Origin of the sequence: Brevibacterium sp. FAM 27836 (assembly GCF_051351055.1) — a bacterium.
GTDB lineage: Bacteria > Actinomycetota > Actinomycetes > Actinomycetales > Brevibacteriaceae > Brevibacterium.
On record NZ_CP195711.1, the window covers coordinates 3,903,797 to 3,926,560 of the forward strand.

The window sequence follows — 22,764 nt, forward strand, 5'->3', positions numbered from 1 at the left end:
ATGACCACCCAGAGCACTTCGGTCGAACGGATCCTGGGCTTCGGCACGGATTCGGGACACACGTTCGGTACGGTTGAGATCGCCTATGAGACCTTCGGCACTCTCAACTCGGATCGGTCCAATGCGATCCTCATCGAACATGCTCTGACCGGCGACACCCGCGTCACCGACTGGTGGGCGGGTGTCGTCGGCCCCGGCGAGGCCGTGGACACGAACGACTACTTCGTGGTGTGCGCGAATTCTCTCGGCGGCTGTTCGGGCACGACCGGTCCGCAGTCGATCTTCGATGACGGGTTGGCCTACGGCTCCCGGTTCCCCCGGGTTTCGATCCGGGACATGGCCAGATTGGAGCACAACCTCGCACAGATCCTCGGCATCGACTCCTGGGCCGCCGTGATCGGCGGATCCATGGGAGGCGCCCGAGCCCTGGAGTTCGCGCTGTTGGACCAGCGGAAGGTGCGCAAATGCGCGATCCTCGCCGCTCCCGCATTCTGCGAAGCCGACCAGATCGCCTGGGCGATGATGCAGGAGCGGGCGATCGAACTCGACCCCGACTACTATTCCGGAGACTATTCGGCCGTCGGTCGGTTTCCGGGACAGGGACTCGGCCTGGCCCGTCAGATCGCGCATCTGACCTACCGCAACGACGCCGAACTCAACGAACGGTTCTCCCGTCGCAGACGATCCGAGGACTACTACGAGGTCACCTCGTACCTCGACCATCAGGCGAAGAAGCTCACCGCCCGGTTCGACCCGCACAGCTACATCGTGCTCACCCGTGCGCTGCGCGACCATGATGTCCGCCACGGCCGCTCGGCCGACCTCGCCACCGCACTGGCCGATGCGTGCCGGGACAACCTCGTCGTCTCCGTGTCCTCGGACCGACTGTTCCCACCCGAACAGGTGGGCATCCTCGCCGAGGCACTGCCGGGCCGGGTCAGACACGATGTCATCGACTCGGCCGTCGGCCACGACGGGTTCCTCACCGAAACCGAACAGATCTCTGCGACACTCGCAGAGTTCCTCGCTGCCTGAAGCTCACGGAACTTCCGCAAGCAGACAGAACCGCCGCAAGCAGGCAGCACTGCTGAGAGCAGGCAGCACAAAGCCCCCGCAGACCGTTCGCTGCGGGGGCTTTGTGCTGCCGGTCGGATGCGCACACTCCGATGAGCGTGCGCATCAGAGACCGGTGATCACTTCGCGGCCTGCTTGGCTTTCTTCGCGGCCTTGCGCAGCTGCTTCTCGTCGACGGGGAAGTCCTCACGAGCGCGGGCCCGACGGTAGTAGTCGGCGGCCTCGGCCTGGCGTTCGGCTTCGACTCCCGTGGAGATCGTCGCACGACGATGGATGTCGTCGTAGCCGAATGCCTCGACGAGATCGAGGGCATTGGCAGCGAGCTTCGCGCACAGACGCCCCATCGTCTCGTTGATCTGGCGGGCACGCGACATCGGCAGACGACCGTACATGAGATGCCAGGCCATGTGCTTCTCGATGAGTCCGAGACCGTAGGTGTCGCGCAGACGACGGAAGACCTTCCCCTGCTCGGGATCGGTCTGCTCCTTCATCTTCTCGTCCAGGGCCTTCCACTTCTCGAGCTCGACATAGGCGCGCGCCATCTCGATGAGCTCGTGCTGGTGGACGTTGAACAGCTCCGCGGCCTTGTCTGCCGGCATCTTCGTCGCCGGACGCAGCGCCTGGGCGACACCGGCGACCATGACCTCGAGGCGGGTCTCGAGCAGAGTGCGCTGCAGGCGTCCCGAACGGATCCGCTTGTCGCCGAGGTTCGGGGTGAAGGCATCGGAGATCGCTCGTCCCGCATTGGCCAGGCCCGTCCGGTAGAGCGTGTGCTCGGCGGCCTGGGTGCCGATGTAGCGGGCAGCGCCGCCGACGTCGAGGTGCGCGAATTCCTTCGCATAATCGCCGAGGAGGCGCTTGGCCACCAGCTGCAGCAGCACGGTGTTGTCGCCTTCGAAGGTGACATAGACGTCGAGGTCCGCCCGTAGGCCCACCAGTCGGTTCTCGGCCATGAAACCGGCACCGCCGCAGGCTTCGCGGCATTCCTGGATGACGTCGAGTGCCATCCATGTCGAGTCCGCCTTGAACGCGGCCGCGCGGGTTTCGAGCAGTGCGCGGTTCTCCTCGGAGTCATCGGCTCCGGAGAAGACCTCTTCGAACGAGGTCAGCAGCTTGTCGTGGGCGAACGACGAGGCGTAGACGGCGGCCAGGGCCGGCATCAGACGGCGCTGGTGCTCTCCGTAGTCCAAGAGGGTGGTTTCGGCGAAGTCGTCGCCGGCGGTGAACTGCTTGCGTTCGAGTCCGTAGCTCACGGCGATGTCGAGGGCGAGCTTGGAGGCGACGATCGAGGCACCGTCGAGGGAGACACGACCCTGGACGAGGGTGCCGAGCATCGTGAAGAAACGACGCCCCGGCGACTCGATGGGGGAGGAGTAGGTGCCCTCGGCGGTGACGTCGCCGTAGCGGTTGAGGAGGTTCTTCCGCGGGATCCGCACGGAGTCGAAGGCGATGCGGCCGTTGTCGACTCCCTTGAGCCCGCCCTTGTAGCCGTCGTCCTCGAGTGAGATGCCCGGCAGCGGTTCACCGGCATCGTCGCGCACGGGCACGAAGAAGGCGTGCACTCCATGGTTGACACCCTGGGTGACGAGCTGGGCGAAGACGACGGCGGCGCGCGCATCGCGGGCGGCGTTGCCGATGTATTCCTTCGTCGCGGCTCGGAACGGAGTGACGATGACGAACTCTTCGCTCGCGGGATCGTAGGTGGCAGTCGTGGCGACGTTGGCGACGTCGGAGCCGTGTCCGATCTCGGTCATGGCGAATGAGCCCAGCAGCCGACCGCTCTGCGCATCGAGCAGCCACTTCTCATGCTGTTCGGCGTCGCCGAGGTGGAGGATCGCCCCGCCGAAGAGCCCGAACTGGACACCGGCCTTGATCTGCAGGCTGGGATTCGCCGTGACCGTCTCCTCGAACCCGGAGACGTTGGTGGCGTGTTCGTTCTTTCCGCCCATCTCCGGGGGCAGGCCAGTCATCGGCAGTCCGGTCTCGGCCATCATGGCGACGCCGTCGAGCGTTTTCGCGCGAGCGGTCTCGAGGTCATCGGCCGGATCGTCGTAGATCGTCGGCTCCTGGGCCAGGGTGCGGCCGCGCTGGCGAGCCTCGGCCCACTGCCCGTCGAGCACGGTGTTGATGGCCTGCGGGTCAAGAGACAGCTTCATAGTTCTTCTCCTCGGTGTTCGGGCAGGGATGCCCAAAGCCAATCGGTGATGGTTGTGGTGAATTCTTCGGGCCGGTCGGGGTCGGACAGCCACGTCTCGGTCGCCGCACGGACGAAGCCGATCGCCCCCGCTGACCACAGCTGGGCTCGTTCGCCGTCGATGGCGAGGCGTTCGGCCAAGAGTGCGGCGATCGAATTGAAGAAGCCCCCGGTCTCTTCCGGGGCGAAACGATTCACCGCGGTGTCGCAGAACCGGTAGATGTTCGGCGATTCTCCGGCGAGGTTGACGAAGGCGCGGATCATCGCCGCCAACGCCTCATACCCGGTGGTGGATTCGTCCACCCGCACCGAAGCGGCCGCCGCGTCATCGAGAGACCGGACGATGAGACCCATCGCCCATTCCCCCATCGCGGCCTGGAGGCCCGCCCGGTCCGTGAAGTATCGGTAGAGCACGGATTTCGTGGTCCCCGAATGTTCCGAGATCTGGTCCATCGACAGTTCGTCGCCGTACTCGTCGACGACGAGACGGACCGCTCGCAGCAGTTCGCGACGGCGCTCATCGCGGTGCTTCTGCCACCTCGTCGAGCGACCGTCTGTGATCGATTTCATGTAACAGACGGTATCAGGTACTGTCGGTAACAGCTAAATCAACCATTCGGAGGTGCACATGTCCGCTCCCACTCAACGCGCCGTCATCCTCGGCGGCAATCGCATTCCCTTCGCGCGCTCGAACAAGCAGTACGCGAAGGCCACGAACCTCGATATGCTCACCTCGGCCATCGACGGGCTCGTCGCCCGCTTCGGGCTGGCCGGGGAGAACATCGGAGAGGTCGCCGGAGGCGCAGTCCTCAAGCATTCGAAGGATTTCAACCTCACTCGTGAGGCCGTCCTCGGTTCTGCGCTGGCCCCGACGACCCCGGCATTCGACCTCGGCCAGGCCTGCGCCACCGGCCTGGAAGCCGTCGTCAGCCTTAACAACAAGATCAACGCCGGCCAGATCGAATCAGGCATCGCCTCGGGCGTGGACTCGGCCTCCGATGCCCCGATCGTCATCAACGATTCGATGCGCGAGATCCTGCTCGAGCTCACCCGGGCGAAGACGATGGTGCAGAAGGCGAAGATCGCTTCGCAGATCCGCCCCGCCTATCTCGCGCCCCAGGCGCCGAGTACGGGCGAGCCGCGCACCGGACTGAGCATGGGTGAGCACCAGGCGAAGACCACCGCCGAATGGGCCATCACGCGCCGGGCCCAGGACGAACTCGCCGTGGCTTCGCACCGGAACCTCGCCGCCGCGTGGAACGACGGGTTCTTCGACGACCTCACCACTCCGTATCTCGGGGTCAGCCGCGACACGAACATGCGCGCGGACTCGACCATGGAGTCTCTGGCGAAGCTCAACCCCGTCTTCGGCAAGAAGCTGCCCACCGAGGCGACGATGACCGCCGGCAACTCGACCCCGCTGACCGACGGCGCCTCCTCGGTGCTGCTGGGCAGCGAGGACTGGGCCGACGAGCACGGCTTCACCCCGCTGGCACGCCTCGTCGACGCCGAGGCCGCGGCAGTCGACTTCGTCGACGGCGCCGAGGGCCTGCTCATGGCTCCGGCCTATGCGGTCCCGCGCCTGCTGGCTCGCAATGGACTGACGTTCGATGACTTCGATGTCTTCGAGATCCACGAAGCCTTCGCCTCGACTGTGCTTTCGCACCTGGCGGCCTGGGAGTCCGAGGAGTTCTGCACGGAGAAGGCCGGACTCGACAAGGCGTTGGGCCCCATCGATCGTGACAAGCTCAACCCGCTGGGTTCGAGCCTGGCTGCCGGTCACCCCTTCGCTGCCACCGGCGGACGGATCATCGCCAGCACCGCCAAGCACCTGAAGACCACCGGAAAGAAGCGTTCCCTGGTGTCGATCTGCGCCGCAGGCGGTCAGGGACTCACCGCGATTGTGGAGGCAGTATGAAAGACACGTATCTCTCCCTCGTCAACGGACCGCTCAAGCAGGTCGCGAAGACCCTCGGACTGCCGCAGCCGGTCGAACTCAACCGCTTCGGCTCGACCCCGGCCAGCTACACGAACAAGCCGGTCCTCGTCCTCGGCACCGGAGCCGGCGCACAGAACCTCGCCGATCTCCTGCTGGAGAACGGCTTCGAGGTGCGCCGGAACGCGCAGACCGGTGAGAAGCTGCGGGCGATCATCGCCGTGCTCGACGATGCCCAGTCTCCGGCCGAACTCTCACCTGTCGTCCTCGAGGTCGGTGCGGCCCTGCGATCGCTGACGACCTGCGGTCGCGTGATCACGATCTCGACTGCCTCGGACCCAGCGAACCAGACACCCGAACAGGCCGCCACCACACAGGGCCTCACCGGCTTCACCCGTTCGGTCGCCCACGAGATGCGCGCCGGGGCCACCGCCAACGGCATCCTCCTCGACGGCGTCGACCTCACCGCACCCTCGGTGGCCGCGGCCCTGTGGTTCCTGCTCTCGGGCAAGTCCGCCTATGTGTCCGGGCAGTTCCTCACCGTGTCCTCCGGGGGCGGTGAGCGCCTCGACTTCACCACGTTCATGTCCACCGGGGCCAAGGGCCCGCTGGCCGGGCGCACCGCCGTGGTCACGGGGGCGGCTCGCGGCATCGGTGCGGCGATCGCCCGCAATCTCGCCCGCGACGGCGCCTATGTCATCGGCGTCGACATGCCGCAGGCCGGTCAGGCACTGGCACAGGTGACGAATGAGATCGGGGGCAAGTCACTCCAGCTCGACATCACCGCCGGTGATGCGGCGGAGAAGATCGCCGAGGCGGTCGCGGCTCCCGTCGACATCCTCGTCCACAACGCGGGCATCACCCGCGACAAGATGCTCGCGAACATGGACGCCGGCAAATGGGACTCGGTCATCGCGGTCAACATCGCCGCGCAGACGATGATCAACGCCCACCTCGCCGAGAAGGGCCTCTTCGCCGAGGGCGCCCAGGTCGTGTCCCTGGCCTCGACCTCGGGCATCGCCGGCAACCGCGGACAGACGAACTATGCGACCTCGAAGGCCGGTGTCATCGGACTCACGGCCGCCTCGGCGCAGGACTTCGCTTCCCGTGGCGGGGCGATCAATGCGGTCGCGCCCGGGTTCATCGAAACGGATATGACCGCGAAGATGCCGACGCTGACCCGTCAGGTCGCCCGCCGGCTCTCCAGCCTTCAGCAGGGCGGTCAGCCGGTCGACGTCGCCGAGGCGATCAGCTTCCTCGCCTCGGCCGGCGCCCGCGGCATCAACGGTGAGACCCTGCGCGTGTGCGGACAGAACATGGTGGGTGCATGATGGCGGACTCGATGCTCCCCGTCTACGCCCGCGCAGTGCTCAAGACCCTGCCCGTGGGCTCGCGGACCAGCCCCGAGCTGCCGCAGCGGTCGATCGACCGCAGCGTACCGCTCGAACCGGTCGCCTACGCCGGTTTCGCCCATGTCGTGGAGCAGAGGCTCTACGACGTCGTCCACCCCGGCTACATGCACGTGCTCGGCTTCCCGCTGAGCATGCAGCTGCTGTCCGATCCCGAAGTGCCGCTGCCGATGTTGGGGATGGTCCACATCCACAACCGGGTGGACGTGCTCTCTCCGGCCCGCCTCGGCGAGGTCGTCGACTTCCATGTCGAACTCGCCGGGCCGTTCGAGCACGCGAAGGGCACGACGATCGAGGTCCACGTCACCGCGCAGGTCGAGGGCCGTCCCGTGATGGATGAGGTCTCGACCTATCTCGCCAAGGGTAAGAAGCTGCCCGGTGCCCGGGCGCGAGCCCAGGTCCCGCATGCGGAGTTCACCGCCCCGCAGCCCAGCGCGCTGTGGCGGCTGGACCCGATCATCGGACAGCGCTACGCGCAGGTCTCCGGCGACTTCAACCCCATCCACCTCAATGGTCTGGCGGCGAAGGGCTTCGGGTTCTCGCGACAGATCGCCCACGGCATGTACACGGCCTCCCGGGCACTGTCGGCGATGGACCCGCGACTGGAGTCCTACCGCTGGGACGTGTCCTTCGCGAAGCCGATCCTGTTGCCGGGAACCGCCGGGTATGCGCTCACCGACGGACGGCGTCACGGGGCCTCGAGGTCGGCGGTCTTCGACCCGAAATCGGGCAAACCTCACGTGCTCACGCAGGTGGCACACCTCGAAGGATGAACCAAGAAGTGGAGTGCGTCACAAATGCCGATTTCGATTTTGCGACACCGTTTCGCGCATGTAGAGTTATCTCTGTTGCCAGCGCGAGTGGCGGAATTGGTAGACGCGCTAGCTTGAGGTGCTAGTGCCCAACTTATCGGGCGTGGGGGTTCAAGTCCCCCTTCGCGCACAACGAGGAGATGGCCTCCGGATTTCGATCCGGAGGCCATTTTCGTCTTCCCGTCCGGACACGCCGAAACTGGCCAGGAATCGACCGTCCGAGCTGCCGCAGGTGGGATACGGTGGAAGATGTCCGCGGGATCACAGCACCGACGCGTGATCCGCCCTTCACCGACGGGAGCCCTCGTGTTTGATTTCAGCGCCGCCGAGGCGGAGGTCACCGAACTGTGCCGCCAGCTCATCCGCATCGACACCCAGAATTGGGGCGGCAACAGAGCCAACCCGGAGCTTCCTGCCGCCGAACTCATCGCCTCCTGGTTCGCCGAGGTCGACCTGAAGTCCGAAATCGTCGAAGCCTCACCGGGTCGGGCCAATCTCGTCGCCCGGGTCTCGGGCTCTGACCCGAACGCACCGGCGCTCGTCGTGCACGGCCACACCGATGTCGTGCCTGCTGCTGCCGAGGATTGGAGCGTGGACCCCTTCGAAGGCATCATCAAGGACGGACTGCTGTGGGGCAGGGGTGCGGTCGACATGAAGGACATGGATGCGATGATCATCGCCTCCGTTCGAGCCATGCTCACTCAGGGTCTGCGCCCCCGCCGAGATCTCATCATCGCCTTCTTCGCTGATGAGGAAGCCGGCGGGAACTACGGTGCCCGCCACATGGTGCGCAACCGTCCCGAGCTCTTCTCCGGCGCGACCGAGGCGATCTCCGAGGTCGGCGGCTACTCCGTCGACATCCGCGGGCAGCGCGTGTACCTCATCCAGACCGCAGAGAAGGGCCTGGCCTGGCTCAACCTCATCGCCCACGGCACTGCCGGGCACGGCTCCCAGCGCAACGACGACAACCCGGTCACCCGGCTGGCTGCGGCGATCTCGCGCATCGGCAGCCATCCCTGGCCGCAGGAGATCCCCCTGGCCACCCGCAAGCTCCTCGAAGGGGTCTCGGACCTGACCGGGATCGAATTCCGGTCCGAGACGATTCCGCAGCTGCTGGCCGAACTCGGTTCGGTCGAGAAGTTCGTCGCCCCGACCCTGCAGAACACCTCGAATCCCTCGTTCCTCGAAGCCGGCTACAAGCACAACGTCATTCCCGGCACGGCGACGGGCTATGTCGACTGCCGCACGCTGCCCGGTCAGCACGAAGACGTCATGCTGACCATCAAGGAGCTGGCGGGGGAGGGGATCGACATCTCCGCTGAGGACGAAGGCGAAGCACTCGAGTCCCCCTTCGACACCCCGCTCGTGGCGCAGATGGAGGCGAGCCTGCTCGCCGATGACCCGACGGCGAAGGTGCTGCCGTACACGCTCTCCGGAGGCACGGACAACAAGTCCATGGCCGAACTCGGCATCACCGGCTACGGTTTCGCCCCGCTGCAGCTGAGCGGTGACCTCGATTTCCCCGCGATGTTCCACGGTGTCGATGAGCGAGTGCCGATCTCCGCGCTCAAGTTCGGGACCCGGGTGCTCGGGGACTTCCTGATGAAGGCATGACGGTGACGGCGATCCCGGCGAGCACACCGGCGGCGCTGAGCACCGTCGTCGCGTTGACCACCGAACCGGGGATCGGCAGCAGCACATCGAGCAGCAGGGCACCGACAAGGTTGCCGAAGAGCGCGAACAGGCTCAGCAGCACGCCCAGACGAGCCACGGTCACCGTGGTCAATGCGATGAACACGACTCCGAAGGCCCCGCCGAGGAGGATCCACCACTGACTCGGTGCAGTCGGGAACCCGGCCCACGGCACGCCCGCGACCAAGAGCGCCGCCGTGCCGAGGAGGAGCGCCGCGAGGCCGACGGTGAAATTCACCGTGGTGGCCACGACCGCGGATTCGGTGGCGGCGCGGATGCGGCCGTTGAAGGCCTGCTGCACGCTCGTCAGCGCGCCGGAGACGAACGGCAGCAGCGGCGCCCACAGGGGGATGCCCGTCTGCAGCCGCTCACCGGCACCGACGACCAGAGAGCCGAGGACGATGAGCACCCCGAGCACGCGCAGCACATTGAGCCGTTGGCGACCTGCCGGCGGAAGATCGGTGGAGTCGACGATGAGCCCGCCGGTGACCTGCCCGGAGACGAAGGCCATCGTGAACATCGCCACGCCCATCAGCGGCACCGTCGTGGCCTGAGCGATGACGACGAGCCCGCCGCTCAGCCCGCCCAGCACCACCCAGCCGGGCAGGGAGCGATCGCGCAGCATGTCCAGCAGCCGCACCGCCGCGGTTCGGGACCGCGCGGAGACGGCCAGGGTGGTCCCGACGACGAGGAGTCCGACGACGAACGAGATGAGAGCGGCGAAGACCGCATGCCCGAGCACTTCACCGAGCAGACCGTTCGCACGACCCTGCAGGGCCATGGCCGCACCCGCGCCGATCGTGACGAGTCCCGCGGTGAGGACGGGAACGAGGGAAGACGACCGCAAACGATCAGCTGCTCAGAGTCAGCGGCATGATCTTGCGGCGCAGCCAGACGGTGCGGACGCCGCCGACGGAGATCCGAGTCCGAGCGAGCTCCCATTTGCCGTATTCCGCCTCGTCGTTGAGCTCCTGCAGGCTGACCGACCGCGGCACATCCTTGGAGAACGAAACCTTGCGGAATTCGTAAGTCATACGTGGACGCTGACGTTTCATAGGCCCACCCTAGACGATCTGGGCTAATGTGGATGCCATGCCCGTCATCGTTCTTCTGCGGCACGGCCTCTCCAGCGCCAACGTCTCCGGAATCCTGGCCGGACGAGCCGCCGGTGTGTCCCTGACCGACGAGGGCGTGGGCGCGCTCGAAGCGAACCTGCGACTGCTGCCGAACCGTCGCTTCGCCCGTCTCATCCATTCTCCCCTGCGCCGCTGCGTGCAGACCGCCGAGATCGCCCGGCAGGCGGCCGAGATCGAACACTCCGCCGAGGACGAAGCCGTCATCGAACTCGACTACGGCGACTGGACGGGACGCAGGCTCAAGGAGCTCGCATCCGAACCACTGTGGGCGACGGTGCTCGACCGCGCCTCGCTGGCCCGGTTTCCGGGAGGGGAATCCATCGCCGAGGCGGCCGACCGGTCCGTCGCCCGTGTCCACGCGCTCGTCGCCGAGCTCAGAGACGCCGAGGCGGACAGAGACGCGGAGACGAAGGAAAAGCCCCTGTGGGGGATGATCGTCTCCCACGGAGACATCATCAAATCGATCATCGCCGATGCCTTGGGCATGCCGCTCGATGACTTCCAACGTCTGAGCGTGGCGCCGGGCTCATTCACCGTCATCGACTATTCGGGGACGAGACCGGTGCTGGCCGCGATGTCGGTGACCGCTGCCGGTCTCGGGCAGTCGGGGGCCGTCGGTGGGGGCGGAATGCGCTGATCCCGGCATTCTCACTCGAATACCGGGATCAGGAACGTGCGGAGCGGAAAGCTCAGGTCGGGGCTGAGGTCCGCCCGCGACCGGAGCCGGCAGGCGGCTCAGACAGCGGCGAGGACGCCGGTGCCGAGCAGAACGTAGAGCACGATGCCCAACGCCACGCGGTACCAGACGAAGATCGCGAAGGACTTCGTCTTCACATAGCCGAGGAACCAGTGGATGACGAAGAGGCCGAGGACGAAGGAGATGAGGGTCGCCAACATCGTCGGACCCCAGCCGAGCACCATGTCATCGGCGCGTCCGAGCGTCTGTGCGACTCCATAGAATCCCGAGCCGAGAACCGCGGGGATCGCGAGCAGGAACGAATACCGAGCGGCGGCGGGACGGTCGAAGCCCATGAACCGACCCGCCATGATCGTGCCGCCCGAACGCGACACGCCGGGGATGACGGCCAGGGCCTGAGCGAAGCCGAAGAGGATGCCCTGACCCCAGGTCATGTCTTCGAGCGTGCGCTCCCGCTTCCCGGCCCAGTCGGTGATGCCGATGATGATGCCGAAGACGATGAGCATCGTCGCGGTGATCCACAGGCTGCGCAGCGCGCCTTCGATGTGGTCCTGGAACAGCAGGCCGATGACGACGATGGGGATCGAACCGACGATGATGAGCCAGCCCAGCCGCACCTCGGGGTCCTTGCGATCGTGCCTGCCGACGAGAGCTTTGCACCATTTCGAGATGATCGTGACGATGTCGCGCCAGAAATAGACGACGACGGCCGCCTCGGTGCCGATCTGGATGATGGCGGTGAAGAAGGCGCCGGGATCGTCGCCCGGCAGCATGAGTTCGCCGACGATGCGCACATGCGCCGAGGACGAGATCGGGAGGAACTCGGTGAGTGCCTGCACGATTCCGAGCACGGCAGCGACCAGCCAGTCGTACATACGACTCCTTGAGAATATGGGGTGGGAACGAAACCACGGTAGTCGCCGGATCGGGTAACCTCAAGAAGCATGAAGCACCAACGCCTCGGCACCACCGGTCTGGACGTCAGCGATGTGGGTCTCGGGACCTTCGAATGGGGCCACCGGGTCGATGACCGGACCGCTCAGCGTCTCGTCGACGACTACAGGGATGCTGGTGGGAACCTCCTCGAGCTGCCCAGCTCTGCCACAATCGCGGCCTCGGTGCTCGGGCAGCTGAGACTTCCCGAAGAGATGCTGCTCATGGCCCGGGTGGGCGTGTCCCTGAGCGAGCCCGACCATATCGAGGTGGGACTCGGGCGGGCCCGGATCCTGTCCCAGGTCGATGCCCTGCTGCACACGACGGGTCGCAGTCATCTCGACGTCCTCGTACTCGACGTCTTCGATGCCGACGTCGATCGGGCCGAGACCGCCTCGGCGATCGATACGCTGCTCACACTGGGCAAGATCCGCTATGTCGGCGTCTCCCACCACAGCGGGTGGCAGCTGGCGGAGATGCGCGGGGCAGGGATCCCCATCGCCTGCGCCGTCGCCGAATACTCTCTGCTCAATCGCGATGCCGAGGACGACCTCATCCCTGCCGCGGACTATGCCGGAGTCTCACTCATCGCCGGTGCCGGGCTGGGACGCGGAGTGCTCACCGACAAATATCGCTCGGCGACACCGCAGGATTCGCGGCTGGCCGGTGAGCTCAGCGACTATGTGGGTGCCTATCTCGATGACCGATCGAATCGGGTGCTCGCCGGAGTGCGGAAAGCCGCGACCGCCTTGGGCGTGTCGACGACCGATATCGCTCTGGCCTTCAACCGGCACCGCGGGATCGCCTGCTCGCTGGTCTCACCGAGGACTCCGGCACAGCTGGCCGAGGTCACCGGCGGCGAGGTCGAGCTGGCCGAAGAGATCGCCGAGGTGCTCGACCAGATCTCCTGACGGCTGACAGCGCTGAGAACGGAGCTCAGTCGTCCTCGTCGTCTTCGTCGAGGATGAATCCCTCATCGTCCTTCGCATCTTCGACGTCATCGAAGAGTTCGAAGGGGGTCACCTCGTCGAACGCGGTGTAGATCGCATCTTCGTAGATTTCGAAGGCGTCGGCCAAAGCCATATAAGCGGCTTCGACTCGGGGGTCTTGGTCACCGTTTCGGTGTGCGGATGCAGCGTAGTGCTCTCTCACTGCTTCGAGGAATGCGTCCAGGGCCTCACGAGGATCAGTGCTCATGACTCAAATGTATCCCAGGCCGGAGTCACATGTAAGTGTTTGAACTAGGCTGAAGACATGGCAGCTCTCTACGACCACCCCACACCGGACCGTTTCGTCGTCGGCACGATCGGACTGCCGGGGGAGAGGACCTTCCTCCTCCAGGCGAAGTCCGGGACCGTGCTGACGACCGTCGTCGTGGAGAAGGAACAGGTGGAGATCCTCGCCGACCGGATCACCGAGCTGCTCGACATGGTCATGACCAAGGACCCGGCCGCGCGAGTGCCGCAGACGGCCCTCGACGACCGCATCGACAACGCCGGACTGAATGTGCCCATCGAACCGGAGTTCCGTGTCGGCACCATGAGCCTCGGCTGGGACACGGTCAAACACGAACTCGTCATCGAATGCTTCGAACTCACCGAGGCGGACGCCCAGGCCGGAACGTCCGCCGACCCCGATGACGACGAAGTCGACCGCGAGGTCCTGCGCGTCGTCCTCGACGCGGCGGCCGCTCGGGAGTTCTCCCGCCGCGGCGAACAGGTCGTCGGCGCAGGACGCGGCGACTGCCCGTTCTGCTCCCTCCCGCTCGAGCCCGAAGGCCACCTGTGCCCACGCGCCAACGGGATCCCGCGCGCCTGAAGTGATGGACAACAGCTTTCTCCTCGAGGCTCTGAGCGCGGGGGAGTGGACGGAGATGGGCTCGATTCCGCGGGCCAGCAATGACACCCGCCTGCTCGTGATCGAACACTCGGACCGGGCGGTCAAGGCCGTGTACAAACCGATCTCCGGGGAACGCCCGCTGCTCGACTTCCCCTCGGGGACACTGGCGCTGCGGGAAGTCGCGTCCTATCGGCTCAGCTCAGCCCTCGGACTCGACGTCGTCCCGCCGACGGTGCTGCGCGAGGACCTGCCCGCCGGTCGCGGCTCTCTGCAGGCCTACGTCGAAGCCACCGATGATGACGAGGCCGTGAGCCTGTCGGCGGTGCAGGCGATCCCGGCCGACCACACTCCGATCTTCGCGCTGCGCACCGAGGACGGCCGCGACCTCGTCCTCTCCCATGCGGTCAACGAGGGCCTGCGCGCCGTCGCCTTCTTCGACCTGCTCGCCAACAACGCTGACCGAAAGGCCGGCCATGTCATCACCGGTTCGACCCTGCCGAGCACCGATGCGCACGACATCGGCGTCTTCGGCATCGACAACGGGCTGACGTTCCATGCCGATGAGAAGCTGCGCACCGTGCTGTGGGGCTTCTCCCGCACATCGTTCCGAGCCGAGGAGATCGACGCCCTCGAGGAGATCGTCGACATGGACCCGGTCCTCAACGACGCGCTCTGCGACTGTCTTTCGCCCCAGGAGGTGCAGGCTCTGCGCGAGCGGGCCGAGACTCTCCTCACAGGTGAGTTCTTCCCCGAAGCCCCCGAGGACCGCACCGTCATCCCCTGGCCGCCGATCTGAGTCCGGCATCCGGTTGCGAGCATCACTGGGAATCGGAGTGCCGAACGCCTGCGTCTCGGTTAGGCTGGTCTGCGTGAAGTCATGGCCCGAACCACAACTGCCCCGTCTGACCAGCACCGGGAAGGTGCCCACGGTCTTCGACACGAGCTCCCGCAGCCCGCGCCGCCTGCGCGGTCGCGAGCAGACCGCTCGTCTCTACGTCTGCGGCATCACCCCCTACGATGCGACGCATCTCGGTCACGCGGCCACCTATGTGGCCTTCGACCTGCTCAACCGCATCTGGCGTGATGCCGGACTCGACGTCGTCTACGTCCAGAACACCACCGACGTCGACGATCCGCTGCTGGAGAGGGCCGACGCCACCGGGGTCGACTGGCGCGAACTCGCCTCCTCCCAGATCCAGCTCTACCGTGAGGACATGGAGGCCCTGCGGGTGATCCCGCCGCGGAGCTTCATCGGCGTCGTCGAAACCGTCCCCGAGATCACCGCGGCCGTGGAGGACCTCGTTGCCAAGGGCGCGGCCTACACGCTCGACAACGGTGACGTCTACTACCGGGTGTCGACCCCGATCACCCCGCCTTTCGGCACCGTCAGCCATGACGACGAGAAGACGATGGCCGTGCTCTCGGCCGAACGCGGCGGTGACCCGGACACCGTGGGCAAAGAGAACCCGATCGACCCGCTGCTGTGGCGCGCCGAGCGTGAAGGCGAACCGTCGTGGGACGGCGGGGCACTGGGCCGCGGCCGGCCCGGCTGGCACGTCGAATGCACCGTCATTGTCGACAAGTACGCGGGCCTGCCCGTCGACGTGCAGGGCGGCGGGAACGACCTCATCTTCCCGCACCACGAGATGAGCGCGGCCCACGCCGCAGCCTGGCGCGACACCCCGATGGCCAAGACCTACATGCACACCGGCATGGTCGGACTCGACGGCGAGAAGATGAGCAAATCGAAGGGCAACCTCGTGCTCGTCTCACAGCTGCGCGAACGCGGAGTCGACCCGATGGTCATCCGCACCGTGATCCTGTCCAACCACTACCGCAGCGATTGGAGCTTCACCGAAGAGCAGCTCGAGACCGCAGCGGCACGGCTGGAGGCGTGGCGGCATGCGGCGAAGTGCGAATCCGAATGCCGGGAAGGACTGCGCGGACACATCATCGGTCTGCTCCGCGAAGCGCTCACCGACGACCTCGACAGCCCCCGTGCCCTCGGGATCCTCGACGAATGGGCCGAACACTACGCAGACACCGAGCCCTCGACCACCGCTGCGCTCAGCGGTGACCGGGTCGCCGACGCCGTCGATGCGCTGCTGGGTATCCGTCTGCTCGACTGACTCTGCGCCCTACTTCTCGCGGCCGCGTTTGCGCAGATAGCGTTCGAACTCGGCCGCGATGGCGTCTCCGCTGGCCTCAGGCAGATCGGCGGAGTCGATAGCCTCCTCGAGACCGCGGACGAGTTCGGCCAGCTGCGGATTCAGCGACACGAGCTCATCGGCACCCAGCTCCCATGCGCGGCTCTCCTCCTCGAGCACATGGATATCGATCTCCACGCCCGCATAGTGTTCGACGGCCTTGGCCAGCGCCAGTTCCGCCTTCGGCGACGGGGAGTCGGCAAGGTAGTCCGGCACCCCGACCCACAGATTGATCGCGCGCAGACTCCGCCACCGGCAGGCCACGGCGAGGAGGCCGAGGATGCCGATGGGACCTTCATAGCCGTTGGCATCGATGCCGATCTCGGCCGCCAGCGTTCGGTCCTCGGTGTTCGCCACGACCGGCAGCGGTCGGGTGTGCGGCACCTCCGCATGGAGCCCGCCGAGGAGGACGACCGAATCGTCCCGACCGATCTGACCGAGGATGAGGGAGAGGAACTCCCGCCACTTCAGTCCCGGTTCGTGACCGTGGATGACGGTGATCGGCAGTTCGCCGAGGCGGCCGCGATGCACCGCGATCCCCGGCCAGGCGATCGATGCGGTTCCCTCCTCGTCGCGGAGGATCTCCGGCTCGGAGAAGCGGAATTCGTAGAACCCGTCGGTGTCGAGGATCTGCGAGTCGTTCAGCTGCCAGACCTCGACGAGATCCTTGGCCAGGGAACTCGCGGCTTCGGAGGCATCGGCATCCTGACCTTCGAAGGCGATGAAGACGAGTGCCCCGGACCCGGATGGAAGAAAGCTCATGGTTCAAGACTACGCTGGGCGTATGACGAATTCTGCCGCCGCCGAGCCCGCCGCTGTCCTGTGGGATATGGACGGAACCCTTGTCGATACGGAACCGTACTGGATCCGAGCCGAAACAGAACTGATGAACGCTCATGGGCTTCCCTGGTCAGAAGAGCAGGGGCTCGAATTCGTCGGCAACGAACTGACCACCTCGGCGTCGATGATGCAGGAGGCCGGTCTCGATCTGCCGGTGAACGAGATCGTCGACACCCTCATGAGCGCGGTGATCGACCAGATCCGCACCTCCGTCCCGTTCCGGCCCGGCGCACTGGAGCTGCTCGCCGAGCTCAAAGCCGAGGGGATCCCCAGCGTCATGGTCACAATGTCCTACCGTCGGCTCGCCGAGGCGGTCATCGCCAGCTGCCCGCCCGACAGCTTCGCCGGACTCATCTCCGGTGACGAAGTCTCCGCGGGCAAACCCGACCCGGAGCCCTACCTCCGCGGGGCGGCCCTGCTGGGCCTCGACCCGGCAGAGTGTGTCGCTCTCGAGGATTCGAAGCCCGGTCTGGCCAGCGCGGAGGCGGCCGGAACCATCGCCGTGGGCATCCCGCATTTCATCGATCTGGAAGCGCGGCCGGGCCGGATCCTGTGGGACGGCCTCGAAGGCCGCACCGTCGAGGATCTGCGTCGGCTGCGCCACCACAGTCGGGTCTGAACTCCCCAATCGTCCTAGGCCCCGACGATGTTCGTGATCTCCGGCGTCGGCGGGGCGGTGTTGCCCCAGGCAGGGCACAGCGGTTTGAAGGAGCACCAGTTGCACAGGGGAGACTTCTTCGGCCGCCACCGGTCCGACTCCGCCGAAGCGATGATGTCCTTCCAGATGGCATCGATCTCGAATTCGGTCTGTTCGATCTCGTTCATCGTCGGATGCGACTTCAGCACGCTGCGCGAACCGAGATACATCAGCTGCAGAGTGTGGACGAGATCTCCGGAGAGTCGGTAGACGACGAGGGCGTAGAAGCCCATCTGGAACCGCGCCTCCCGTCCGTACTGCGGCTTCGGCTGCTTGCCGGTCTTATAGTCGACCAACCTGGTCTCACCGCCGGGGGCGACATCGACCCGGTCGATGAACCCGCGCAGTTCGAGTCCGTTGTCGAGCTTCGTGCGGACGAACTTCTCCGTCTCCTCGGGTTCGAGGTGCTCGGGATACTCGAGGACGAAATAGGAGTCGATGAGGCGACGCGCAGATGTGAAGAACGTCTCCTTCTCCGCTTCGGCGGTGAAGATCTCGAGCACGGTCGGGTCCTTCTCCACGAGTTCGCTCCAGGCGGGCATGAGCATCGACTGGGCGAGTTCGGCCGTGCGTTCTGCGGCGGGAGCGGTGAACAGCTTCTCGAGCACCGAATGGACCACGGTGCCGCGGAATGCCGCCTGAGACGGCGGCTCCGGCAGCTTGTCGATGCTGCGGAAGCGGAACTTCAGGGGACACTGGATGAAGTCGTTGGCCCGGGAGGGCGACAGACTGGTGAGCTCGGCCATATCACCACTGTAACGACCTGGGCGGACACGACGTGGCGACCAGCGGTGAGCGCTGAGTCGCTGTTAGGCTGAGTTACCGACCCTCAGTGGTCCGCTGACCACGACATCGACCGGAGGAATCCCTTCAATGGCCGCGAAAAACCACCAGCCCGGTGCGTCATCGGGTCTGCGTCTGGGCACGGTCCTCGGCGCACCGGTGATCCTGGCGTGGTCGTGGTTCCTCGCCGCCATCGTCATCACGATACTCTTCACCCCCTGGCTCAACCAGGTGCGGCCGGATCTGGGCATCGGCGCATGGTTTGTGGCCTTCGCCTACGCGGTGCTCCTCTTCGCCTCGGTGTTCCTCCACGAACTCGCCCACGGTGTGGCCGGTCAGTTCTACGGGCAGAAGGTCGCCGCCATCGAGCTGAACATCTGGGGCGGCTTCACCCGCTTCGAACCCCAGATGGACAATCCGCGCGACAAGGCCGCGATGACGAGCTTCGTCATCTCCATCGTCGGCCCCATCGTCAACATCGTCCTCGCGCTGCTGGGATGGTGGTGCCTGAGCGCCGTGAGTCCCACCTCGGTGCCGTGGCTGCTGCTCATCGCGGTCACCTTCGCCAATGTCGCCTTGGGAGCGATCAACCTGCTGCCGGGCATTCCGCTCGACGGCGGCTGGGCGCTGCAGGCGATCATGTGGCGCATCACCGGGTCCCAGTACCTGGGCACGATCGTGGCCAGCTGGGTCGGGCGCATCATCGCCGTCGGATTCATCGGCTGGTCGGTCATCACTCCGCTGCTGGCCGGCGATCGACCCGACCCGCTCACCGTGGCCTGGATGTCGCTCATCGCGATCATGCTGTGGTTCTCCGCCGGGGATGCTGCGACCCACGCCAAACGCGCCAGGAAGATGGAGACCTACGATCTCTCCCAGGTCATCCAACCGGCCATCGCGGCCACCTGGGATGCCGACCTCGCCGACACCCTCGACTACGCGAACACGCTCGGCAACGCGAAGGAGCGCACCCTCATCGTCGTCCTCGACCAGAACGGGCTGCCGTACGGTCTCGTCGATCGGCACGCCGCAGCCGGCCGCCTCGCCGAGACCCTCGACGCCGTGCCCGCCGGTGAGGTCGCCCGGCCCCTCGTCGGCTGGATCGGTGTGCCCAAGGACATCACCGCCCCGCATCTGCTCGAATCGCTCACCCACCGCCCCAAGGCGCAGTTCAGCCTCGTCATGGACGGAAACACGCTGGTCGGAGTCATCGACCTGCAGGAGTTCTTCGACGAACTTCTCGCAGCCTGAGCCGGTTGTGTGAGGCAATCCTCACCAGCGTAGAGTGGACTCATCATGACTCAGCCACTCCGTTCCCGACCTCCGCGTGCCCTCAGCCGCGGCGAAAAGGTCCAGCTCACCGACCCCAAGGGGCGCATGCACACCTTCGTGCTCGCCCCGGGCGAGCTCTTCCACACGAACAAGGGACTCATCAGCCACGACGACATCATCGGGCGCACCGAAGGCATCATCGTGTCGAATTCCGGGGGAGTGGAGTTCCAGGTCTTCCGTCCCCGCTATGAGGACTTCGTGCTCTCGATGCCCCGCGGCGCTGCGGTCGTCTACCCGAAGGATTCGGGACTCATCGTCACCCTCGGCGACATCTTCCCCGGCGCCACCGTCGTCGAGGCGGGGGTCGGATCCGGGGCACTGTCGATGGCCCTGCTGCGTGCCGTCGGACCGCGCGGTTGCGTGCACTCCTTCGAACTGCGCGAGGAGTTCGCCACGATCGCCTCGGGCAATATCGCAGACTTCTTCGACGGGGCACCCGAGAACTGGTCGGTCACCGTCGGCGACCTCTCCGAGGCGCTGCCGCAGACCTTCGCGCCCGGCAGCGTCGACCGCGTGGTCCTCGACATGCTCACTCCCTGGAACACGCTCGACGCCGTCAGCGAAGCCCTGACGCCCGGCGGAATCGTCATCGCGTATGTGGCCACGGTCCCGCAGCTCTCCCGCTTCACCGAAGCGCTGCGGGCCACGGGGAACTTCGCCGAACCCGAAGCCATGGAAGCCATGGTCCGCGGCTGGCACGCCGACGGACTCGCCGTGCGCCCCGACCACCGGATGATCGCCCACACCGGCTTCCTCATCATGGCCCGAAGGATGGCCGCGGGAGTGGCTCCGCTGGAGAAGAAGAAGCGCCCGCAGGGAGCCGCTGCGGCCCCCGAGGACGTCGCCGCGTGGACGGAGCCCGAGGTCACCGAGGCGGCCATCGGCACCCGCACCGCACACGGGAAGAAGCTGCGCCGAGTCATGCGCGAAGCCGGTAAGCGCCTGCGCAGCGACGAAGAGAACGCGGCTGCCGCGGACGCGACACAGCCGCCGAACACTGAGACCACTGGGCCGAAGGAGGATCGATGACAGAGACCACGACCGAGGTGAAGAAGCTGCGTGAGGACACCGTGTCCCTGCGCCAGCAGCTCTACACCGCGGGCAAACGCAATGAGGCCTTGTCGAAGACCCTGCGCACTGCCCGCGACGAGCTCAACCGGATCAAGGAGGAGGCTCGTCGTCTGACCGAGCCGCCGAACAACTGGGGCACCCTCATCGGCCTCGACGACAAGGGTGTGGCTGCCGACGTCATCGTCAGCGGCCGCCGCATGCGCGTGGCCGTCGCCCCCGAAGTGGATCCGGCCGGGCTGCGCCCCGGCGCCGATGTCCTCCTGTCCGAGGGCCTCGTCGTCATCGGCGTCGGCGAGTTCCCCCCGGTGGGTTCGGTCGTCAACGTCCGCGAATTCATCGATGACCGGCGCATCCTCGTCGGAGCTCCCGGTGATGACGAACAGGTCTTCACCCTCGCCGCCGACCTCATCGATTCGGGGCTGCGCGTCGGCGATGCCGTCGTCGTCGACACCCGCACCCACTACGCGCTGCAGGTCGTCGAGAAGCCCGAGGTGTCCTCGCTGCTGCTCGAAGAGGTCCCCGACATCACCTATTCGGACATCGGGGGACTGGCTGACCAGATCGGACAGATCAAGGACGCCGTCGAACTGCCCTTCGAACATCCCGAGCTCTACACCGAGCACGGTCTCAAACCGCCCAAGGGCATTCTGCTCTACGGGCCCCCGGGCTGCGGCAAGACCCTCATCGCCAAGGCTGTGGCGAATTCGCTGGCCGATCGCACCGGTGAGGAGAGGACCAGCAAGACCTACTTCCTCAACATCAAGGGCCCGGAGCTGCTCGACAAGTACGTCGGCGAGACCGAACGTCAGCTCCGCCTCATCTTCGCCCGTGCCAGGGAGAAGGCTTCGGCGGGCTTCCCCGTCGTCGTCTTCTTCGACGAGATGGAATCGCTCTTCCGCACCCGCGGCACGGGCAAGTCCTCTGATGTGGAGACGACGATCGTCCCGCAGCTGCTCACGGAGATTGACGGCGTCGAACAGCTCGACAACGTCATCGTCATCGGCGCTTCGAACCGTGAGGACCTCATCGACCCGGCGATCCTGCGTCCGGGCCGCCTCGATGTCAAGATCCGCATCGAACGCCCCGATGCCGATGCCGCTCGTGACATCTTCGAGAAGTACCTCACGGCCGACCTGCCGCTGCATTCGAGCGTGCTCTCCGGTCATGAGACGCCCGCCGAGGCGGTGGCCACCGTCATCGACCACTGTGTGGAGCGGATGTACGCGGAGAGCGCGGACAACGAGTTCGTCGAGGTCAGCTATGCCGACGGTTCGAAGGAAGTCCTCCACTTCTCGGCATTCGCCTCCGGCGCGATGATCCACAACATCGTCGACCGGGCGAAGAAGTCCGCGATCAAGTCGCTGCTCGAGACCGGCGAGAGGGGTCTGCAGTCGGCACACTTCGATGCCGCCATCGCCGAGGAGTTCAGCGAACACGAGGACCTGCCGAACACGACGAATCCCGATGAGTGGGCGCGCATCTCCGGGCGCAAGGGCGAGCGGGTCACGCATCTGCGGATGATGCACCTCGACACGACCAGAGGTGCACCGACCGTTCCCTATGAGACCGAGATCTCCGAAGTGCGACCGAACTCCGACCTGGTCTGAGAAGACAGATGGGCCCGCCTGCACCTGCAGGCGGGCCCATCAATGGAGCAGGCGGGCCCATCAATGGGGCAGGGGCGTTCTCGGCTGTCAGCGGCTGCGTCCGCGACGGCTGGAGCCGCCGGAGACCGCAGTGGCGATGATCCGCCAGCCGACCAGGGTGACGAGAATGAGCGAGGTCGCCACGATCATGAAGCTCACGGGCACCGTACCGGGCTCTCCGCTGGCCCCGGTGACTCCGCGCAGCACGAGACCGACGAGCACGGTCACCGCCCACACCCCGGTGCCGGTGGCCAGGGGCGAGATCGGACGATCCCAGACCGCGGTGAGCAGCCAGGCCAGCACGAGAGCTGCGAGGAACGGCCACGCCGTGGTCATCAGCCCCTGCGGGTCGAAATTGTGAGAATGTGTGTAGTGACCGACGATCGTGAACAGAACCACGAGGATGAGGTCGACGATCAGTGCGATGGGGAGATGAGATTTCTTCGTTGCCACGTCCCCGAGTCTA

23 protein-coding genes and 1 tRNA gene are annotated in these 22,764 nt (G+C 66.1%); 15 read left to right on the forward strand and 9 right to left on the reverse strand.

Annotated elements, in window-relative coordinates:
* Complete coding sequence (gene metX / locus ACSE4D_RS17405) at positions 1-1,035, forward strand: homoserine O-acetyltransferase MetX (protein ID WP_135540925.1); 1,035 nt, start codon at positions 1-3, stop codon at positions 1,033-1,035.
* A gap of 158 nt (positions 1,036-1,193) precedes the next feature.
* Here the strand turns inward: metX and ACSE4D_RS17410 are convergent, their stop codons facing one another.
* Together ACSE4D_RS17410 and ACSE4D_RS17415 are read right to left on the reverse strand one after the other, a co-directional pair.
* Complete coding sequence (locus ACSE4D_RS17410; protein WP_135540923.1) at positions 1,194-3,230, reverse strand: acyl-CoA dehydrogenase family protein; 2,037 nt, start codon at positions 3,228-3,230, stop codon at positions 1,194-1,196.
* The gene (locus ACSE4D_RS17415; RefSeq protein WP_135540921.1) at positions 3,227-3,838 is read right to left on the reverse strand and encodes a TetR/AcrR family transcriptional regulator; all 612 of its coding nucleotides are present in this window, start codon (positions 3,836-3,838) and stop codon (positions 3,227-3,229) included. Before ACSE4D_RS17415 ends, ACSE4D_RS17410 begins: the two co-directional genes overlap by 4 nt.
* A gap of 58 nt (positions 3,839-3,896) precedes the next feature.
* On the opposite strand from ACSE4D_RS17415, the gene ACSE4D_RS17420 reads away from it, so the two are divergent.
* From ACSE4D_RS17420 to ACSE4D_RS17440, 5 genes are all read left to right on the forward strand, one after another.
* Positions 3,897-5,186: an acetyl-CoA C-acetyltransferase gene (locus ACSE4D_RS17420; protein WP_135540919.1), complete on the forward strand. Its 1,290-nt coding sequence runs from the start codon at positions 3,897-3,899 to the stop codon at positions 5,184-5,186.
* Complete coding sequence (locus ACSE4D_RS17425) at positions 5,183-6,535, forward strand: 3-oxoacyl-ACP reductase (protein WP_135540917.1); 1,353 nt, start codon at positions 5,183-5,185, stop codon at positions 6,533-6,535. The genes ACSE4D_RS17420 and ACSE4D_RS17425 overlap by 4 nt, the downstream gene beginning before the upstream one ends.
* Positions 6,532-7,386, forward strand: coding sequence for a MaoC family dehydratase (locus tag ACSE4D_RS17430; RefSeq protein WP_135540915.1), 855 nt, complete (start codon positions 6,532-6,534; stop codon positions 7,384-7,386). Before ACSE4D_RS17425 ends, ACSE4D_RS17430 begins: the two co-directional genes overlap by 4 nt.
* Before the next feature lie 81 nt (positions 7,387-7,467).
* Positions 7,468-7,555 (forward strand) — tRNA-Leu (locus ACSE4D_RS17435).
* Between the two features lie 176 nt (positions 7,556-7,731).
* Positions 7,732-9,039 (forward strand): M20/M25/M40 family metallo-hydrolase, encoded by a 1,308-nt coding sequence (locus ACSE4D_RS17440; RefSeq protein WP_240689949.1) that lies wholly within the window; start codon positions 7,732-7,734, stop codon positions 9,037-9,039.
* Here ACSE4D_RS17440 and ACSE4D_RS17445 read toward each other — a convergent pair.
* Positions 8,993-9,964, reverse strand: coding sequence for a DMT family transporter (locus tag ACSE4D_RS17445; RefSeq protein WP_135540911.1), 972 nt, complete (start codon positions 9,962-9,964; stop codon positions 8,993-8,995). The genes ACSE4D_RS17440 and ACSE4D_RS17445 overlap by 47 nt on opposite strands.
* 4 nt (positions 9,965-9,968) lie before the next feature.
* On the reverse strand, positions 9,969-10,151 hold the full coding sequence (locus ACSE4D_RS17450; protein WP_135540909.1) for a DUF5703 family protein: 183 nt from the start codon (positions 10,149-10,151) through the stop codon (positions 9,969-9,971).
* A gap of 58 nt (positions 10,152-10,209) precedes the next feature.
* Between ACSE4D_RS17450 and ACSE4D_RS17455 the strand changes: the two genes are divergently transcribed.
* Positions 10,210-10,890 carry a histidine phosphatase family protein gene (locus tag ACSE4D_RS17455; RefSeq protein WP_135540907.1) on the forward strand — a complete coding sequence of 227 codons (681 nt, stop codon included), beginning with the start codon at positions 10,210-10,212 and terminating at the stop codon, positions 10,888-10,890.
* Positions 10,891-10,988: 98 nt separating this feature from the next.
* Here ACSE4D_RS17455 and ACSE4D_RS17460 read toward each other — a convergent pair whose 3' ends face one another.
* On the reverse strand, positions 10,989-11,825 hold the full coding sequence (locus ACSE4D_RS17460; protein ID WP_135540905.1) for an undecaprenyl-diphosphate phosphatase: 837 nt from the start codon (positions 11,823-11,825) through the stop codon (positions 10,989-10,991).
* A gap of 69 nt (positions 11,826-11,894) precedes the next feature.
* On the opposite strand from ACSE4D_RS17460, the gene ACSE4D_RS17465 reads away from it, so the two are divergent.
* A complete protein-coding gene (locus tag ACSE4D_RS17465) occupies positions 11,895-12,794 on the forward strand; it encodes an aldo/keto reductase (protein WP_135540903.1) in 900 nt (299 codons plus the stop codon).
* Between the two features lie 25 nt (positions 12,795-12,819).
* Here the strand turns inward: ACSE4D_RS17465 and ACSE4D_RS17470 are convergent, their stop codons facing one another.
* A complete protein-coding gene (locus tag ACSE4D_RS17470; RefSeq protein WP_425119402.1) occupies positions 12,820-13,080 on the reverse strand; it encodes a hypothetical protein in 261 nt (86 codons plus the stop codon).
* 57 nt (positions 13,081-13,137) lie between these two features.
* Between ACSE4D_RS17470 and ACSE4D_RS17475 the strand changes: the two genes are divergently transcribed.
* The 3 genes from ACSE4D_RS17475 (at position 13,138) to mshC (ending at position 15,851) form a co-directional block, all read left to right on the forward strand.
* Positions 13,138-13,701 carry a DUF3090 domain-containing protein gene (locus tag ACSE4D_RS17475; protein WP_425119403.1) on the forward strand — a complete coding sequence of 188 codons (564 nt, stop codon included), beginning with the start codon at positions 13,138-13,140 and terminating at the stop codon, positions 13,699-13,701.
* Positions 13,702-13,705: 4 nt separating this feature from the next.
* Complete coding sequence (locus ACSE4D_RS17480; protein WP_135540898.1) at positions 13,706-14,518, forward strand: SCO1664 family protein; 813 nt, start codon at positions 13,706-13,708, stop codon at positions 14,516-14,518.
* Between the two features lie 73 nt (positions 14,519-14,591).
* Complete coding sequence (mshC, locus tag ACSE4D_RS17485; protein ID WP_425119404.1) at positions 14,592-15,851, forward strand: cysteine--1-D-myo-inosityl 2-amino-2-deoxy-alpha-D-glucopyranoside ligase; 1,260 nt, start codon at positions 14,592-14,594, stop codon at positions 15,849-15,851.
* Positions 15,852-15,860: 9 nt separating this feature from the next.
* Here mshC and ACSE4D_RS17490 read toward each other — a convergent pair whose 3' ends face one another.
* Entirely contained in the window at positions 15,861-16,691 is an 831-nt protein-coding gene (locus ACSE4D_RS17490) for a PAC2 family protein (RefSeq protein ID WP_425119405.1), read from the reverse strand.
* A 22-nt stretch (positions 16,692-16,713) separates the two neighbouring features.
* On the opposite strand from ACSE4D_RS17490, the gene ACSE4D_RS17495 reads away from it, so the two are divergent.
* On the forward strand, positions 16,714-17,388 hold the full coding sequence (locus ACSE4D_RS17495) for an HAD family hydrolase (RefSeq protein ID WP_425119406.1): 675 nt from the start codon (positions 16,714-16,716) through the stop codon (positions 17,386-17,388).
* 14 nt (positions 17,389-17,402) lie between these two features.
* On the opposite strand, the gene ACSE4D_RS17500 is transcribed toward ACSE4D_RS17495, so the two are convergent.
* Complete coding sequence (locus ACSE4D_RS17500; RefSeq protein WP_425119407.1) at positions 17,403-18,212, reverse strand: RecB family exonuclease; 810 nt, start codon at positions 18,210-18,212, stop codon at positions 17,403-17,405.
* Positions 18,213-18,339: 127 nt separating this feature from the next.
* Between ACSE4D_RS17500 and ACSE4D_RS17505 the strand changes: the two genes are divergently transcribed.
* From ACSE4D_RS17505 to arc, 3 genes are read left to right on the forward strand one after another with little or no spacing between them, the layout of a single operon-like run.
* Positions 18,340-19,500, forward strand: coding sequence for a site-2 protease family protein (locus tag ACSE4D_RS17505; protein ID WP_135540888.1), 1,161 nt, complete (start codon positions 18,340-18,342; stop codon positions 19,498-19,500).
* Positions 19,501-19,545: 45 nt separating this feature from the next.
* Positions 19,546-20,610: a tRNA (adenine-N1)-methyltransferase gene (locus ACSE4D_RS17510; RefSeq protein WP_135540886.1), complete on the forward strand. Its 1,065-nt coding sequence runs from the start codon at positions 19,546-19,548 to the stop codon at positions 20,608-20,610.
* Positions 20,607-22,259: a proteasome ATPase gene (gene arc, locus ACSE4D_RS17515; RefSeq protein ID WP_425119408.1), complete on the forward strand. Its 1,653-nt coding sequence runs from the start codon at positions 20,607-20,609 to the stop codon at positions 22,257-22,259. Before ACSE4D_RS17510 ends, arc begins: the two co-directional genes overlap by 4 nt.
* 87 nt (positions 22,260-22,346) lie before the next feature.
* Here arc and ACSE4D_RS17520 read toward each other — a convergent pair whose 3' ends face one another.
* Positions 22,347-22,751 carry a DUF3054 domain-containing protein gene (locus ACSE4D_RS17520; protein ID WP_436326327.1) on the reverse strand — a complete coding sequence of 135 codons (405 nt, stop codon included), beginning with the start codon at positions 22,749-22,751 and terminating at the stop codon, positions 22,347-22,349.
* Positions 22,752-22,764: the final 13 nt, after the last annotated feature.

What these genes read in the sequence shown, in the direction of transcription:
- metX (WP_135540925.1), top strand. Translation starts at nt 1, where the DNA reads ATGACCACCCAGAGCACTTCGGTCGAACGGATCCTGGGCTTCGGCACG.
- ACSE4D_RS17470 (WP_425119402.1), bottom strand. Translation starts at nt 13,080, where the DNA reads ATGAGCACTGATCCTCGTGAGGCCCTGGACGCATTCCTCGAAGCAGTG.
- ACSE4D_RS17430 (WP_135540915.1), top strand. Translation starts at nt 6,532, where the DNA reads ATGATGGCGGACTCGATGCTCCCCGTCTACGCCCGCGCAGTGCTCAAG.
- ACSE4D_RS17455 (WP_135540907.1), top strand. Translation starts at nt 10,210, where the DNA reads ATGCCCGTCATCGTTCTTCTGCGGCACGGCCTCTCCAGCGCCAACGTC.
- ACSE4D_RS17505 (WP_135540888.1), top strand. Translation starts at nt 18,340, where the DNA reads ATGGCCGCGAAAAACCACCAGCCCGGTGCGTCATCGGGTCTGCGTCTG.
- ACSE4D_RS17465 (WP_135540903.1), top strand. Translation starts at nt 11,895, where the DNA reads ATGAAGCACCAACGCCTCGGCACCACCGGTCTGGACGTCAGCGATGTG.
- ACSE4D_RS17510 (WP_135540886.1), top strand. Translation starts at nt 19,546, where the DNA reads ATGACTCAGCCACTCCGTTCCCGACCTCCGCGTGCCCTCAGCCGCGGC.
- ACSE4D_RS17475 (WP_425119403.1), top strand. Translation starts at nt 13,138, where the DNA reads ATGGCAGCTCTCTACGACCACCCCACACCGGACCGTTTCGTCGTCGGC.
- ACSE4D_RS17480 (WP_135540898.1), top strand. Translation starts at nt 13,706, where the DNA reads ATGGACAACAGCTTTCTCCTCGAGGCTCTGAGCGCGGGGGAGTGGACG.
- ACSE4D_RS17490 (WP_425119405.1), bottom strand. Translation starts at nt 16,691, where the DNA reads ATGAGCTTTCTTCCATCCGGGTCCGGGGCACTCGTCTTCATCGCCTTC.
- ACSE4D_RS17425 (WP_135540917.1), top strand. Translation starts at nt 5,183, where the DNA reads ATGAAAGACACGTATCTCTCCCTCGTCAACGGACCGCTCAAGCAGGTC.
- ACSE4D_RS17410 (WP_135540923.1), bottom strand. Translation starts at nt 3,230, where the DNA reads ATGAAGCTGTCTCTTGACCCGCAGGCCATCAACACCGTGCTCGACGGG.
- ACSE4D_RS17460 (WP_135540905.1), bottom strand. Translation starts at nt 11,825, where the DNA reads ATGTACGACTGGCTGGTCGCTGCCGTGCTCGGAATCGTGCAGGCACTC.
- ACSE4D_RS17420 (WP_135540919.1), top strand. Translation starts at nt 3,897, where the DNA reads ATGTCCGCTCCCACTCAACGCGCCGTCATCCTCGGCGGCAATCGCATT.
- ACSE4D_RS17500 (WP_425119407.1), bottom strand. Translation starts at nt 18,212, where the DNA reads ATGGCCGAGCTCACCAGTCTGTCGCCCTCCCGGGCCAACGACTTCATC.
- ACSE4D_RS17495 (WP_425119406.1), top strand. Translation starts at nt 16,714, where the DNA reads ATGACGAATTCTGCCGCCGCCGAGCCCGCCGCTGTCCTGTGGGATATG.
- ACSE4D_RS17415 (WP_135540921.1), bottom strand. Translation starts at nt 3,838, where the DNA reads ATGAAATCGATCACAGACGGTCGCTCGACGAGGTGGCAGAAGCACCGC.
- ACSE4D_RS17450 (WP_135540909.1), bottom strand. Translation starts at nt 10,151, where the DNA reads ATGACTTACGAATTCCGCAAGGTTTCGTTCTCCAAGGATGTGCCGCGG.
- arc (WP_425119408.1), top strand. Translation starts at nt 20,607, where the DNA reads ATGACAGAGACCACGACCGAGGTGAAGAAGCTGCGTGAGGACACCGTG.